Source organism: Corallococcus praedator (assembly GCF_003612125.1).
GTDB classification, from domain to species: Bacteria; Myxococcota; Myxococcia; order Myxococcales; family Myxococcaceae; genus Corallococcus; species Corallococcus praedator.
The window spans coordinates 1-14,187 of sequence record NZ_RAWI01000248.1 but is presented as its reverse complement, the minus strand read 5'-3'; the positions used below and the strand labels follow the sequence as shown (position 1 = coordinate 14,187).

At 70.7% G+C, this 14,187-nt stretch carries 12 protein-coding genes; 3 read left to right on the top strand and 9 right to left on the bottom strand.

Going from position 1 to position 14,187, the window contains the following annotated elements:
* Nucleotides 1–199: 199 nt before the first annotated feature.
* The 3 genes from D7Y13_RS27115 to D7Y13_RS27105 all read right to left on the bottom strand — a co-directional run bounded on the left by D7Y13_RS27115 (nt 200) and on the right by D7Y13_RS27105 (nt 4,264).
* Nucleotides 200–874, bottom strand: a complete 675-nt coding sequence (locus tag D7Y13_RS27115; RefSeq protein WP_120583870.1) for a glutathione S-transferase family protein — start codon at nt 872–874, stop codon at nt 200–202.
* Between the two features lie 74 nt (nt 875–948).
* Nucleotides 949–1,422 carry a macro domain-containing protein gene (locus tag D7Y13_RS27110; protein WP_120583869.1) on the bottom strand — a complete coding sequence of 158 codons (474 nt, stop codon included), beginning with the start codon at nt 1,420–1,422 and terminating at the stop codon, nt 949–951.
* 28 nt (nt 1,423–1,450) lie between these two features.
* Complete coding sequence (locus D7Y13_RS27105; protein ID WP_120583868.1) at nt 1,451–4,264, bottom strand: M16 family metallopeptidase; 2,814 nt, start codon at nt 4,262–4,264, stop codon at nt 1,451–1,453.
* A gap of 250 nt (nt 4,265–4,514) precedes the next feature.
* On the opposite strand from D7Y13_RS27105, the gene D7Y13_RS27100 reads away from it, so the two are divergent.
* Together D7Y13_RS27100 and sppA are read left to right on the top strand one after the other, a co-directional pair.
* Complete coding sequence (locus D7Y13_RS27100; RefSeq protein WP_120533111.1) at nt 4,515–5,009, top strand: hypothetical protein; 495 nt, start codon at nt 4,515–4,517, stop codon at nt 5,007–5,009.
* Nucleotides 5,010–5,224: 215 nt separating this feature from the next.
* Nucleotides 5,225–7,021, top strand: a complete 1,797-nt coding sequence (sppA, locus tag D7Y13_RS27095; protein ID WP_120583867.1) for a signal peptide peptidase SppA — start codon at nt 5,225–5,227, stop codon at nt 7,019–7,021.
* A 9-nt stretch (nt 7,022–7,030) separates the two neighbouring features.
* Here the strand turns inward: sppA and D7Y13_RS27090 are convergent, their stop codons facing one another.
* Nucleotides 7,031–7,591 carry a cysteine dioxygenase gene (locus D7Y13_RS27090; protein WP_233595579.1) on the bottom strand — a complete coding sequence of 187 codons (561 nt, stop codon included), beginning with the start codon at nt 7,589–7,591 and terminating at the stop codon, nt 7,031–7,033.
* 330 nt (nt 7,592–7,921) lie between these two features.
* Here D7Y13_RS27090 and D7Y13_RS48775 point away from each other — a divergent pair, with 330 nt between their 5' ends.
* A complete protein-coding gene (locus D7Y13_RS48775) occupies nt 7,922–8,911 on the top strand; it encodes a GspE/PulE/PilB domain-containing protein (RefSeq protein WP_120583865.1) in 990 nt (329 codons plus the stop codon).
* A gap of 82 nt (nt 8,912–8,993) precedes the next feature.
* Here D7Y13_RS48775 and D7Y13_RS27080 read toward each other — a convergent pair whose 3' ends face one another.
* From D7Y13_RS27080 to yidC, 5 genes are all read right to left on the bottom strand, one after another.
* The gene (locus D7Y13_RS27080; RefSeq protein ID WP_120583864.1) at nt 8,994–9,602 is read right to left on the bottom strand and encodes a Uma2 family endonuclease; all 609 of its coding nucleotides are present in this window, start codon (nt 9,600–9,602) and stop codon (nt 8,994–8,996) included.
* A 77-nt stretch (nt 9,603–9,679) separates the two neighbouring features.
* Nucleotides 9,680–11,146, bottom strand: a complete 1,467-nt coding sequence (locus D7Y13_RS27075; RefSeq protein WP_120583876.1) for a tRNA modification GTPase — start codon at nt 11,144–11,146, stop codon at nt 9,680–9,682.
* A gap of 334 nt (nt 11,147–11,480) precedes the next feature.
* Entirely contained in the window at nt 11,481–11,708 is a 228-nt protein-coding gene (locus D7Y13_RS27070) for a hypothetical protein (RefSeq protein WP_120545607.1), read from the bottom strand.
* Between the two features lie 62 nt (nt 11,709–11,770).
* Nucleotides 11,771–12,562 carry a hypothetical protein gene (locus D7Y13_RS27065; RefSeq protein ID WP_120533105.1) on the bottom strand — a complete coding sequence of 264 codons (792 nt, stop codon included), beginning with the start codon at nt 12,560–12,562 and terminating at the stop codon, nt 11,771–11,773.
* Nucleotides 12,559–14,187 (bottom strand): membrane protein insertase YidC (gene yidC / locus D7Y13_RS27060; protein WP_244222376.1); only part of this gene is annotated, 1,629 nt, incomplete at its 5' end. The genes yidC and D7Y13_RS27065, both read right to left, overlap by 4 nt.

Genomic DNA, 14,187 nt, shown 5'->3' with positions numbered 1-14,187 from the left:
GCCCCACCACCACGAACAGCCCCGCCCACCGGCCCAGGCTCCGCACCGCTTCCATGTCGTCCACTCCCTCGCTCCCGACGCGTCCGCGCCCGGAAGGCTTGCACGGGCGAGCCGCCAAGAAGGTCTTGCGCGGGCCCGGGCCGCATCATGCGCACACCCGGGCCACTTGTCCGGAGGAGACGGTGGGGCAGGGGAGGGGTCAGCGCTGCAACAGCGAGCGGGCAAACGCGACGGCCTGCGCCTCGGTGGGCGCGTCCTCCTGCTTCCGCACGGGCACGTCCAGGCCGCGCTTCGCGGCGGGCCGGGCCTCGATGGCGGCCAACCACCGCTGCACGCCCGGCAGGCCGTCCACGGACACGCCGGCCCAGTCGTGGATGCGCACCCAGGCCCAGTTCGCGATGTCCGCGATGCTGTAGTCCCCGGCCAGGTACTCGTGGTCCTTCAACTGGCGCTCCAGCACCGTGTACAGGCGGCGCGTCTCGTTCTGGTACCGGTCGATGGCCGGCTGGAGCTTCTCCGGGAAGTAGCGGAAGAACACGTTGGCCTGTCCCTGCATGGGGCCCACGCCGCCCATCTGGAACATCAGCCACTGCATGACGCGCGAGCGGCCCTTCGCATCCGTGGGCATCAGCTGGCCCGTCTTCTCCGCCAGGTACACGAGGATGGCGCCGGATTCGAAGACGGCGAAGTCACCCTCCGCGCGGTCCACGATGGCGGGGATGCGGCCATTGGGATTGATGGCCAGGAACGCGGGCTCCTTCTGCACGCCGGTGGAGATGTCCAGGGCCTGCACCGTGTACGGCAGCCCCAGCTCCTCCAGCGCCACCGATACCTTGTGCCCGTTCGGCGTGTTCCACGTGTACAGGTCGATCATCCGCGTCACCCTCGGCTTGCGTGAGAAAGGTGCCCACGTCTAACCGGGGCAGGGGAGGGGCGCCCGCCAGAAACTCACGTCCGCTTCGGGGGCCGGAAGCGGACGACGCGCACGTCGAACGCGGGCGCGTCCCCCAGGGCCTCAAGCATCAACTCCAGCGCACGGGCCTCATCGAAGCTCCCGGAGCCCGCGCCGATGATGGGAAACGCCAGCGAACGGAAACCCTGCTCCCCGGCCCGGGTCAGCGCGTGGTGCACCGAGTCCTGGATGGACCGGGCGGAGGCCCGCCACAGCATGTTGATGCCGGCGACATGGATGATGCCCTTGAAAGGCAGACGTCCAGGTCCCGTCACCACCGCCGAGCCCAAGGGCATGGGCCCCACGCGCGCCAGCTCACGGAATGGAGCCGTGCCGCCCCGCCGCTTGATGGCCCCCGACACCCCCTGGGGCAACAACAGCCACCAGGGGATGATGTTGCGATTCCACGCATTGACGATGGCGTCCACCGGCTGGTCCAACAGGTCGCCGTCCACGATGTCCACGGGCATGGACGGCAACCTTACACAGCCATGGCGCTCAGGGTGACGCCGGAGCGTTGACCGGCGCCGCGGCCTGCTTCGCCGCGCCAGCGAAATCCCCCGCGCGCACCTGGGTGGCCTTGCTCCAGTCCACGTGGTTCGCCAGGGCCTTGCGCACGTCCTCCGGCGTCAGCTTGAGCAGCTTCGCCTCCAGCGCCGCGTCGAACGCGAGCGTGCGCCCGAAGTACAGGTAGCTGGCCAACTGGTTCGCCAGGTTCCCGTCCTGCGCCCGCGACGTCTGGCGATACTCCAGCAGGCCCGAGCGTGCCTTGTTCAATTCCTCCTGGGTGATGCCTTTGTCGACCGCGCGGGTGACTTCCTCGCGCATGGCGACCTCCAGCTTCTGGGCGTTCTGCGGCGCGTAGATGGCATACGTGAGGAACGACCCCACCGCGTCCAGGTCTCCTGAATCCACGCTGCTGCCCACGCCATAGGACAGGCCATCCTTCTGGCGCACGCGCGTGGCCAGCCGCGAGTTGAGGAAGCCGCCGCCCAGCACGAAGTTGCCCATCATCACGCCCGGCCAGTCCGCGTCATCCGCGCGCAGCTTCAGCGTCTGTCCCGCGAGGAAGTAGGCATTGGCCTTGTCCGGCGTCTCCAGCGCGACCACCTTGGGGCCCACGGGCTGATATGTCTTTGGCACCCGCGCGTACGGGCCCGGGCTCTTCCAGCCGTTGAACAGCGTGCCCGCGAGCGCGACGACCTCCTTCGCGTCGAAGTCGCCCACCACCGCCAGCTCCCCGTTCGAGGCCCCGTAGAACTGACGGTAGAAGTCACGCGCCTGCTCCAGTGAGACATCCTTCACGTCGGACAGGCGCTCCTCCAGGGTGGGCACGTAGTACGGGTGGCCCTTGGGGTAGTGCGCGGACAGCGTGCGCCAGAACGCGATGCTGCCTTGCGTCTGCGGTTCACTGCGCTGCGACTCCAGCGCGGCCAGCCGCTCCTGCTTGAGGACGGCGAACTCCTGCGCGTCGAAGGAGGGCTCGCGCAGCACCTCCGTCATCAGCTTGAGGACTTCCGGGAGGCTCGCGCGCGGGCACTCGATGGAGACGCTCGCGCCCATCGCGCCGCCGTCCACTCCGACACGGGCCTTGAGCTTGTCCAGGGCGTCCATCAGCTGCTGGCGGGTGTGCTTCGTCGTGCCGCGCATCAGCATGCGGCCGGCGTAGACGGCGGCGGGCTGCTTGCCGCGCACGGTCTCCTCGGTGCCCCAGCGCAGGTTGAGCGACAGGTTGACCATCTCGCCGCGCGTCTTCTTGGGCAGCACCGCGTACTTGATGCCGCCGGGCAGCTCTCCGCGCTGCACGCGCGCTTCGATGTTGGCGGGGGAGGGGTCGAAGGCCTCACCCTGCGCGACCAGCGCGCGGCCCTGGTAGTTCTCCACCGACTTCGCCACGTCCACCGGGGGCGGCAGTTCGGAACGGTCCGGCTTCGCCGTGGGGACGAAGGTGCCCATCGTGCGGTTGGAGCCCTTGAGGTACGTGGCGGCCACGCGGGTGACGTCCGCGGGGGTGACGGCGTCAACGCGGTCGCGGTGCAGGAAGAGCAGGCGCCAGTCGCCCACCGCGGCCCACTCCGACAGGAGGATGGCGGCGCGTTCGGAGTTGTTGAGCAAGAGCTCCGTCTGCTTCGAGAGGCTCGTCTTCGCGCGGTTGACCTCCTCGTCGGTGAAGGGCTTCTTCGCGGCCTCCTCCACGGTCTGCAGCAGCGCCTCGCGCACGGGGGCCAGGGGCTGATCCTGCCGGGCCTCGGTGCTGAAGCCGACCACGCCCGGGTCGCGAAGCTGGAAGTTGAAGGCGCTGACGCGCGCGGCCTTCTTGGTCTCCACGAGCGCCTTGTAGAGGCGGCCGGAGGGCGAATCGCCCAGCACTTCGGTGAGCACGTCGATGGCGGCGAAGTCGGGGTGGGCGCCTTCGGGCACGTGGTAGAGGCTGGTGATCAACTGGTTGTCACCCACGCGGCGCAGCGTCACCTCGCGCTCACCGTCCTGGGTGGGCTCCTGGGTGTACGTGAGGGGCACGGGCGTGGCGGGGCGCTGAAGCTTGCCGAAGGTGGACTGCACCAGGGCCAGGGCCTTCGCGGGCTGGAAGCTGCCGGCGACGACGAGCACCGCGTTGTCGGGGCGGTAGTAGCGCCGGTAGAAGGACTGGAGCCGGTCGATGGGGACGTGCTCCAGGTCCGCCTTGGCGCCGATGGTGGCCTTGCCGTAGTTGTGCCAGAGGTAGGCGGCGCTCATGGTGCGCTTGAAGAGGATGCCGCGCGGGTCGTTCTCCCCGGATTCGAACTCGTTGCGCACCACGGTCATCTCGCTGTCGAGGTCCTTCTGCGCGATGAAGCTGTGGACCATGCGGTCCGCCTCGAAGGTGAGCGCCCACTTCAGGTTGTCGTCCGACGCGGGCAGGGTCTCGTAGTAGTTGGTGCGGTCCAGCCAGGTGGTGCCGTTGGGACGCGCGCCGCGTTCGGTGAGGGCCTGGGGCACGTTGGGGGTGGTGGGCGTGCCCTTGAACATCAGATGTTCAAGCAGGTGGGCCATGCCCGTCTCGCCGTAGCCCTCGTGCTTGCTGCCCACGAGGTAGGTGACGTTGACCGTCACGGTGGGCTTGGTCGGGTCCGGGAAGAGCAGGACGCGCAGGCCATTGGGCAGGCGGTATTCGGTGATGCCCTCCACGCTCGCCACGGGGGTGGTGGCGGACGGCTTCGTCTGCGCGCGAGCGGTGACGGCGGGCTTCGCGGCGGGGGCCGGGGCCGCCCACACGGGCGGGCCGGCCACGAGCAGGACGGCCAGCAGGGCGAGCGGGGTACGACGCGGCATGCGGTCCTCGGGGTGCGGGGGAGTGGGCACGGGACTTCTAACCGCTCCAGGGGGTCCTGCCATCCCGAGCATCTTCACGCCCGGCGGCCGGGCGTCCGCGGAAGGCCCTGGTGGGCCGTGGAGGGTCGTGCCCCGCAGTTCCAACCCAGGAGGTTGTACGCTATCCTGGCGCGGATCCGCTCCGCAGGGCGGACAACTCCCCGTGTCAGGAGGGGTTGATAGGAGACCCGCTCTCCACGGGAGGAACGGCATGGCGACGGCGATGGGCGGGGATGTGGTGATGCAGATGCTGCGGGAGTTGCGCGAGATGCAGGAGGAAGCGCGGATCCAGGATGCGCGGACGGACGCGGTGATTGACGCGGTCATCCGGCAGACCGAGCTGATTCTGGAACACTCGCGCATGCACTTCGAGCGCACGCGCGTGCTCTTCGCGCGGTCACGGGAACTCTCGGCTCAAACGCGGGTGCTTTTCGAGCAGACGCGGGTGCTCTTCGATCGCACCGATGAACTCTCGAGGCATATCGGAGTGCTCTCCGAGAGCACGGACACGTTTCGAGAGAGCTTGGAGAAACTCGCCGACCAGATGCAGACGCTGGCGCGGGAACTGAAGGGAGTCAAAAGCACACACGGAAGGATGCTCGAGCAGGTGGCTCGCTCGCTCCACCGGCTCGCGGAGGCCCAGGACTCCGACCGCCAGCGCATCCACGTGCTGGAACTCAACCTGGACGGAACCGGGAAGCCCTGAGCCTCCAAGACACAGGGCGGTCCGAAGCACCGACCGCCCCGCGTCCTCGGGGTCGCCGGCCCGCCCCCCGTCCACCGGGAGGGGCGAGCGCCACCTGCCGTCAGCCGTCTGTCAGCCGGTGCAAGGCAAGCATCGTCCCGCGCGTGCGTTGATGGTAGGCCGCCCGGAGTCGGGGGGCCGTCCCTCGGGCACGTGGACACCAGGAGTCCTTCCGGATGAAACGCTTCTTCATCGGCGCGCTGGCCTTCATTGGAGCGCTGTCCGTCCTCTTCGTGGTGGGTGTGGTGGGGTTGTTGATGCTCGCGTCGTCGAGCAAGCCGGACGTGCCGTCCAACCTGGTGCTGGAGCTGGACCTCCAGCAGCCGCTGCCGGAGTACACGCTGGACACGTCGTTCGCGGGTGCCTTCGGGGACACGCCCACGTCGCTCAGGGACGTGGTGGAGGCGCTGGAGAAGGCCGGGACGGACTCCCGGGTGAAGGCGCTGGTGGTGCGGGTGGGGCAGCCGGGCAGCGCCTCGCAGGTGCAGGAGCTGCGGGACGCGGTGAAGGCCTTCCGCGCGACGGGCAAGCGGGCGGTGGCGTACGCGGACGGCTTCGGGGAGGCGGGCAACGGCACCGGGGCCTACTACCTGGCGACCGCCTTCGACGCCGTCTACATCCAGCCCTCCGGCGACGTGGGGCTGACGGGCCTCACGGTGGAGACGCCCTTCGCGCGCGACGCCTTCGAGAAGTTCGGCGTGAAGGCGGAGTACGGCAAGCGCGCCGAGTACAAGAACGCCGTCAACACCTTCACCGACGCGGCCTACGGCGCCCCGCAGCGCGAGGCCACGGAGGCCTACGGCAACAGCCTCTTCAACCAGGTGGTGAAGGGCGTGGCGGAGGGCCGCAAGCTGTCCGAGGACGAGGTGCGCTCGCTCATCGACCGCGGGCCCTTCATGGGCCAGAAGGCCCTGGACGCGAAGCTGGTGGACGGGCTGCGCTACCGCGACGAAATCCACGACGAGCTGAAGAAGCTCGCGGGTGACGGCGCCCGGTTCCTCTACGTGGACAAGTACCTGGAGCGCGCGGGCCGTCCGCACCAGACGGGGAGCACCATCGCGCTCATCTACGGCGTGGGCGAGGTGCAGCGCGGCAAGAGCCAGTCCAATCCGCTCTCCGGCGGACAGGTGATGGGCGCCGACACGGTGGCGGCGGCCTTCCGCAAGGCGGCGGAGGACTCGAACGTGAAGGCCATCCTCTTCCGCGTGGACAGCCCGGGCGGCAGCTACTCCGCGAGCGACACCGTGCGCCGCGAGGTGCAGCGGGCGCGCGAGGCGGGCAAGCCGGTCATCGTCACCATGGGCACGTACGCGGCCAGCGGCGGCTACTTCGCGGCCATGGGCGCGGACAAGATCGTCGCGCAGCCGGGCACGCTGACGGGGAGCATCGGCGTGTACAACGGCAAGTTCGTCACCGCGGACTTCTGGGCGAAGTTCGGCGTGAACTTCGACACCCTGGACTTCGGGAAGAACGCCTCCTACGCCAGCTCGGACCTGGAGTTCACGCCCGAGCAGCGCGCGCAGTTCGAGTCGGAGCTGGACGCCATCTACCTGGACTTCACCACCCGCGCGGCCCAGGCGCGCAACATGCCGCTGGAGCAGTTGCAGGCGGTGGCGAAGGGCCGCGTGTGGACGGGCGAGGACGCGAAGGAGCGCGGGCTGGTGGATGCGCTCGGCGGCTACGCCACGGCGCTGGCGCTGGCGAAGGAGGCCGCGAAGCTGGAGAAGGACGCCCCGGTGCGCCTCCAGGTGTTCCCCCGTCCCAAGGCCACGGGCGAGGTGCTGTCGGAGCTGCTGGGCAAGAACGACGCGGACAACAGCGACGACGACGCGTCCGGGGCCCACGCGGGAATCTCGCCCCAGGTGCTGGAGCAGGTGCGGGCGGTGTACCGGGTGGGCGCGAAGCTGGGGCTGACGTCGCAGGGCCGCGAGGGCCGCATGCTGTACGCCGCCCCGCCGGAAGTGCGCTGGTAGCGTCCGGCGTCAGAGGGAGAGGGGCAGGCCAGCGCGGCCTTCGTCGGGCCGCACCGGCCGCCCGAAGATGCTGTGGTAGCGCAGGGAGTGCGCCGCGCAGCGGTTGCGGCGCGGATCGAAGACCAGGCATTGCGCCACCGGGCCGGCGTACACGTGCAGCGTCACGCCCGGGGCGCTGGTGGAGCACACGCGGTGGATGGGCGCTCCGGCGTCGCGGAAGTCCACGTGGCCCGGGCCCACCGGGCCCACCCGCTCCGGCGCGCCCAGCCGCGCCACCCCGGGGCCGGTTCCGCCCTCCAGCAGCGGGTAGTTCTCCAGCAGGAACTGGCCGCGCTGGACACTGAACCAGCACTCCTGCCCGTCATGGTCGTGGATGGGCGAGGACACGCCCGGAGACCAACAGTTGACGATGACCTCCAGGCCCTCGTCCCGGTGGACCAGGTTGCGCGTGTAACGACCGGGTAGGAAATGAAGGTAGGGCTTGAGGCTGGAGGGCTCCACCTGGAGCCCGGCCATGGAGGCGTCCACGCCGGCCAGTCCGCCAGGGGACGAACGCCGCGCGCGGAGCATCCGCACGAATTCTCTCAGGCACGCATCAGCCATGCTTACAGGCTAGGAACGTCTCCGACATCTGGCCACCCTCGGGTTGAGCGTTGAACGTACGCTTTGTCGTCCCCCCCTCAAGGATTGGGACTTCGTACGTTCAACGACGGCGAAGGCTCCGGAATCACGAAGGCGGATCCGTCCTCATTCCTTTCGTCGGCGACCTGCCCATCGAGCTTACAGCCGCCCGCCAGTCTTCGGTTTGGTTGTAATTTTACACTTCCATGCGGTAGAGGGAAGCGAGTGGTGGAAGGTCGACCCGGCCGCTGTACCGAGGGGGGCCGAGGGGAGCGAGCAATGAAGAAGCGTTTGGGGGACATCCTGCTCGCGCGGGGTGTGGTGGATGCGATGCAGTTGCAGTCGGCGCTGGCGTACCAGCGCAAGTGGGGCGTGGCGTTGGGGCAGGTGGTGGTGGACCAGCGCTTCTGCACGGCGGAGGCGGTGTTGTCCGCGTTGGCGGCGCAGTCCGGGGTGGCGGCGGTGGACCTGGACGCCCAGCCGTTGGACGCGACGCTCGCGAAGCTGATCCCCGTGAAGGTGGCGGAGGCGCACCGGGTGGTGCCGTTGCGGCTGGAGGGCCAGGGCCCTCGCGACACGGCGCTGGTGGTGGCCATCGCGGCGCCGGCGAGTCTGGCGGCGCTGGACGTGGTGAAGAGCGTGTCCGGCAAGGCGCGGGTGGTGCCCCTCTTGGCCACGGACGCGGCGCTGGGCCGGGCCATTGGCCGGCTGTACCGGGGTGAGCCGGCGACGCCGCAGCGCCGTCCGGGGATGGAGGGCTTCTCGCTGCCCGAGTGGGACGAGTCGCTGCCCCTGGTGGTGGGCACGTCCCTGGCGGAGCTGACGCAGATGGCGGCCCCGGAAGGAGAGGTCCAGGGCCTGCCGATGCTCGCGCCCCTGGAGCCCGCGCCGGTGCCGGTGCCGGCGGCGCGCGTGACGGTCCGCGAGCAGGTGCTGGTGTACGGCTGGGGCGCGGAGGCGGCCGCCGGGCTGGTGCGGGTGCTGGGCGACGCGGGCTTCACGGTGAAGGTGGCGAGCACCGGGGACGTGTGCACCGCGGTGGAGACGCAGGTGGTGGTGGCGCCGCTGCCCGCGATGGAGGTGCTGGCGCAGCGGCTGCGCGCGCAGGTGCTGGTGGCCGGCAAGGCCCCGGAGCGGGACCTGCCCCGGGCGCAGGCCGTGCACGCCCGGGGGTTCGTGGCGGCGCCGGTGGATCCGGAGCTGCTCCTCAGGGCGGTGCGGCGCCTGTCGCGCGGCTCCGACGAGGCGCGCCTCAAGCACGCGAGCTGAAGGACGCCGTCATCCGGAGGATCCGGATCCACGCCGGGTGCCGCGCGGATCCGGACCGACCCAAGACCCCGGTCCTCGCGGATCAAGGCACCGCGACGAGCCGGGGCAGTTCCTCCGACACGTCGGGAAGCCACAGCGAGCCCAGCTCCAGGGACACGGAAGGGAAGGGCTCGGCGCGCACCAGCGCGTCGTCCTCGTGGCTCGCGGTGAGGAGCCAGCCGCGCTTGAGGCGCTGGTAGATCTCCAGGGTGCGCGCGATCGGATCCACGAGCCACACGTAGGAGACCCCGGCGCGCGCGTACAAGGGCAGCTTGCGCGCGCGGTCCAGCGCGGTGGTGGCGGGGGTGAGCACCTCGCAGACCCAGTCCGGAACCAGGGTGAAGAAGGCGGCACCGGGCTCTGGCGGCGCGGCCACGCGTTCACGGCGCCACGCGGCCAGGTCGGGCACGAGGAGGTCCTCGCCCAGGTGCAGCTCCGGGGCGCGCAGGAAGCACCAACGGCCGTTGCCTCCGCGACGCTGGTCCAACCGCTCTCCCAACTCCACCCCCATCATGAAGGCCGCGCGCGCGGGCGCCACGGAAGGCCGAGGCGAGGCCACCAGCTCGCCATCGAGGATTTCACCCACCCAGCCCGACGGCAGCGCCGAGAGCAGGGAGTGGGAGGTGGGCTGAAGGTGCTGAAGTGCCGTCATGAATCCTCGGGGAGCGCCGGGTAACGCGAGGCATTCTAGGGAGGGGTCTGACATGCCGGCCGGCGCCCGGCGGGGGGCTATTTCCCGATGCAGAAGCGCTGGAAAAGGGTGTCCAGGAGTGCATCGGAAACGCTCGTTCCGGACACTTCTCCCAGCGCCTCCAGCGCGAGCCCGACCTCGCCGGAGAGGACCTCCAGGGTGGACACGCGCGACGCCTCCTCCGCGCGGCCCAGCGCCTCGGCGGTGCGACGCAGGGCATCCGCATGGCGCTCGGAGACGAGTGCCACCGCCGAGGGAGTGCCACCGCCCCACAGCCGCCCGAGCACGGAGGTCCGAAGCCCCTCCACGCCCTCGCCCGTGAGGCCACTGACGCGCGGCCTGCCGTGGGAGGGGAGGGACGTTCCGGATGCAGCGCCCGGACCCGGGAAGGACACGGACGTCGCGGACGCAGCGCGCGGACCCGGGAAGGGCAGGGACGCTTCACGCTCCTCATGCGCGGGAAACCCGGGCACGGACTCCCAGGGCGCGGACACGGGCGCCACGTCGCACTTCCCGGTGACGACGAACACGGGCGTGGCGCCAGCCTCGCGCACCCAGGAGGAGGCCTCCTCCCCGGAAGCCTCCGGCGGCAGCACGAGCACCGCCAGGTCCACCGCCGCGAGCAGGTCCCGCGTGCGCGCGATGCCCAGGGCCTCCACGCGTCCGGGGGCCTCACGCAGGCCGGCGGTGTCGTAGAGCGTCACGCCCAGCCCGTCCCATTCGACGCGGGCCTCCAGGGCATCGCGGGTGGTGCCGGGCTCCGCGTCCACGAGCGCGCGCTCCTCGCCCACCAGCCGGTTGAACAGCGTGGACTTGCCCGCGTTCACCGGGCCGTACAGGGCCACCCGCGCGCCCTGACGCACCAGTCGTCCCCGTCCCACCTCCGCGCGCAGGGCCTCCGCTTCGGAGCGCAGCGTCGCGACCCGGGGGCCCGCGTCCTCGTCCGCGCCCTCCGCCTCGTCGGGGAAGTTGAGGACCCCTTCCAGGTCGGCATGGAGCGCGCGCAGCGGTTCCTCCAGCGCGCGGATCCGCTCCGCCAGCGCTCCGGACAGCCCGGCGGCGGCGGCGCGCACGGCCGCCTCGGAGTCCGCGGCCACCAGGTCCGCGACCGCCTCCGCGCGGGTCAGGTCGATGCGGCCATTCAGGAACGCGCGCCGGGTGAACTCGCCGGGAAGGGCAGGGCGGACGCGGACATCCTCCAGCGTCCGCGCGAGCAGGAGCCGCAACAGGCGCGGACTGCCATGCGCCTGGAGCTCCACCACGTCCTCCCCGGTGAAGGACTGCGGCGCGCGGAAGTAGAGGAACAGGCCTTCATCCAGCACGCCGCCGGACGCGTCCACGAACGTGGCCAGGTACGCATGGCGCGGCGTGGGCACCTCGGGGACTCCAGGTGCGAGCGCACGGCCCACCTCCAGCGCGGCCGGCCCGGACAACCGGAGGATGCCCACCGCTCCCGCGGCGGGCGCGGTGGCGAGGGCGACGATGGTGGCGGAAGGAGGCGTCATGGCGGGGCAGGGGAGGGCACCGGACGCGGGCGTCCTTGCCCCCAAAGAATCAGGGACCGTCGGCGCCCGGGGACCGTCCAAGGACAGGAGGCACGACACCTTCGCCATGGACTCGCGCCGGAGTCCAGGAGCGAGCGTCGCGTGGGCCAGCTCCAGGCAGGCGTCCTTCGCCACGGAGCCATCGCCCCCGTGGAGCACGCCCACCCACGACAGAGGCTTCAACACAGGCCCCCTCATCCGCATCGGGAAGGCCCCCATCGTCGGGCGGGGGACTCACACGGGCCGCGCCCCACCCGACCGGCACCGCGACGGCAGCGCCTCAACGACCGCGGAACTACCGGGGACCCTGCGGCGGGGTGGAGCCCCGGGCCGCGCGCTCCACGTCATCGCGGTGTGCCTCGATGTACTTCTCCACCTCGGCGTCTTCGACCTGCAGGTCGCGCAGCACGCCCGGATAGACGAAGCGGAAGGCAGGGGACTCCTCGTCCCCGCGCAGGCGGAAGCTCATCTTCAGCACCGCCGCGCCGTACAGCTTGTCTTTCAAACCCTTCGACTTACCCATTCGCTCCTCTTGCTCCCAGACGCCCGCCGGCGGCATGGACGGGCCCTTGTCCGGGCGCCCGCTCAGGCGTCGAGGTCGTCTTCGTCATCGTCCGGCAGCATGCTCCGCTTGGGCATCGGTGCGGGCTTCGCCGGAGTGAACACCACGCGTCGGTTGCGGCCTTCACCTTCCGCCGCCACCTTCACACCACCTACTCCTTCTACTGCCCTGAGGACGCGCGCGCGGTCCTCCGTCTTCATCGCGGCGAACGCATAGAAGCGCCCCAGGCTGGCGGACTTCTCGGCGAGCTTGCGGACGGCCTCCCGCAGCACCGCATCCTCCTCGCACTGCACCGAGCGCTCGTCCGCCTCCGCGCCCTTCGACTGCGCCGGCTGAGCGGCCGCGGCCTTCGGGGCCTGGGGCGCGGGCTGCGCACCCCGGGCCGGCCGGGCAGGCTGCGCGGCCGGAGCGGCGTTCCGGGCGGGCTGCGTGGCCGGAGCGGCGGCCGCCACCTGGGCCACGGTCGCCGTCGGAGCAGGGGCCTGCGCCGGAGCCGCCTCGCGACGGGGGCGGGGTTCCGGATGGCCCCCCGCGCCGAGCATCACCCAGCGGCGTTCGACGCCGGGGCGGTGGAGCATCTTGTTGAGCAGGAACTGGAGCGAATCCAGCACCTGGCTGCGCTTGCCGGCTTCCACGCCCGGAGGCGGACCGGACTCGAAGTGGAGCGCCACGGACAGGCTGCCGTCGGCGGCGTCCTGCAGGTCCAGCCGGGCCGGGAAGCCCATCAGCCCGAGGATGTCGGTGAGCAGCCGCTCCACCCGGGGGCGGAAGTCCGCCCCGCCCGCCCCAGCCTGCGTTCCCTGCGGCCCGCTCACTTGCGCTTGCCTCCCCCGGCGGTGACCACCGCCGGTGTCCCGCCGCCCGTCTGGCCCTTCTTGCGGTCCAGCCACTTGCGCAGGCCGTACTGCTGCCCGATGGAGAGCACGTTGTTCGTGAAGATGTAGAGCGACAGACCGGCGGGGTACTGGAGCAGCGTGAAGGTGAAGATGATGGGCATCACCCAGGTCATCATCTTCGCCTGCGCCGCGTCCATCATCTGCGGCTGCATCTTCTGCGTGATGATCATCGACACGCCCAGCGCCAGCGGCAGCAGGTACGTGGGGTCCTTGTACGTGAGGTCCCGCCAGATGGGCCCGACGAACGGCTCACCGTAGATTTCGAAGCTGTTGCGCAGCGACGTGAACAGCGCGATCCACACCGGCATCTGGATGAGCAGCGGCAGACAGCCGCCCAGGGGGTTCACCTTCGCCTCTTGGTACAGCTTCATGATCTCCAGGTTCTGGCGTTCCTTGTCGTCCGCGAACTTCTTGCGGATCTCATCCATCTTGGGCTGCAGCACCTTCACCGCCTCCATGCTGACCATGGAGCGGTAGGTGAGCGGCAGGAGCGCCAGCTTCACCACCACGGTGAGCAGGATGATGGCGACGCCCCAGTTCCCCACGATGCCGTGGAAGAACCGCATGATGGAGAGCAGCAGCTTGCAGACCACCGCCCAGATGCCGAAGTCGACCGTGTCCTCCAGCATCGGGTGGTACGTCGTCGCGGGCAGGTTGGCCACCGCGCGCAGCTCCGCGCCGGGCGCCGGGCGCAGCAGTTCCGGATCCTTGGGGCCCAGGTAGCCGCCGAAGCGGAACGTGGTCGTCTGGCCGGGGGCGACGTTGAGCGGGAAGGCCGCCGCCACTTCGCGCTCGGTGGGCGTGGCGGTGAGCGTGCAGTGGCCGGCGAGGGGCCCGTCCAGCGGGTAGAGCGCGGACAGGAAGTACTGCTGGTCGATGCCGAAGAAGGAGACCTGCCCGCGCGTGTCTTCCGGCGGCTTGTCGCCCGGGGACATCTTGTGGAGCTCATCCCCCACCCAGCACGCGGAGCGGCTCAGGTTGCCCACGCCGCCGAAGAAGGACGGCGCGTGTTCGAACTCCGGGTCGATGGCGCGGCTGTAGTGCAGCTTCAGCTCGCCCGACTGCGCCTGCGCGGAGGTGTTGCGCACCTGGAGGGTGTAGGCGAACTCGAAGCCGTCGCGCGGCCACAGCACCGTCTTGGTGATTTCCCACGGGCCCTGCCGGCCGGTGAAGACGACGGTGCCGCCGTTGTCGGTGGGGTTCTCCTGCACCGCGTAGCGGGTGTTCGCCGCGAGCGGCGCGCCGCCTTCGATGGTCACCGCGAGCGGCAGGGGCTGACCGGCCACCGGGTGCGCCACGTTCATCTGCGGCGGCGGGGGGATCTCCTTGCCGAAGAGCAGCGCGAAGCCCTCCTTCACGGAGAGCGACTGCTGCTCGCGCATCTTCACGCCCTGGAGCACGGCGGAGGTGAGGCCGGCGCCCTCGGAGGAGAAGGTGTACTTGACCTCCGGACGGGCGACGTCGGTGGTGCGCACGGGGGGCGGAGGGGTTTCGCCCGGGGTGCCCGCGGCGTCACCGGTCGGCGCCACCGGCGGCGGCACGGC

Bases quoted from the DNA above. Each gene is read 5' to 3' on its own strand.
- D7Y13_RS27115 (WP_120583870.1), bottom strand. From the start codon at position 874: ATGATCGACCTGTACACGTGGAACACGCCGAACGGGCACAAGGTATCG.
- D7Y13_RS27110 (WP_120583869.1), bottom strand. From the start codon at position 1,422: ATGCCCGTGGACATCGTGGACGGCGACCTGTTGGACCAGCCGGTGGAC.
- D7Y13_RS27105 (WP_120583868.1), bottom strand. From the start codon at position 4,264: ATGCCGCGTCGTACCCCGCTCGCCCTGCTGGCCGTCCTGCTCGTGGCC.
- D7Y13_RS27100 (WP_120533111.1), top strand. From the start codon at position 4,515: ATGGCGACGGCGATGGGCGGGGATGTGGTGATGCAGATGCTGCGGGAG.
- sppA (WP_120583867.1), top strand. From the start codon at position 5,225: ATGAAACGCTTCTTCATCGGCGCGCTGGCCTTCATTGGAGCGCTGTCC.
- D7Y13_RS27090 (WP_233595579.1), bottom strand. From the start codon at position 7,591: ATGCTCCGCGCGCGGCGTTCGTCCCCTGGCGGACTGGCCGGCGTGGAC.
- D7Y13_RS48775 (WP_120583865.1), top strand. From the start codon at position 7,922: ATGAAGAAGCGTTTGGGGGACATCCTGCTCGCGCGGGGTGTGGTGGAT.
- D7Y13_RS27080 (WP_120583864.1), bottom strand. From the start codon at position 9,602: ATGACGGCACTTCAGCACCTTCAGCCCACCTCCCACTCCCTGCTCTCG.
- D7Y13_RS27075 (WP_120583876.1), bottom strand. From the start codon at position 11,146: ATGACGCCTCCTTCCGCCACCATCGTCGCCCTCGCCACCGCGCCCGCC.
- D7Y13_RS27070 (WP_120545607.1), bottom strand. From the start codon at position 11,708: ATGGGTAAGTCGAAGGGTTTGAAAGACAAGCTGTACGGCGCGGCGGTG.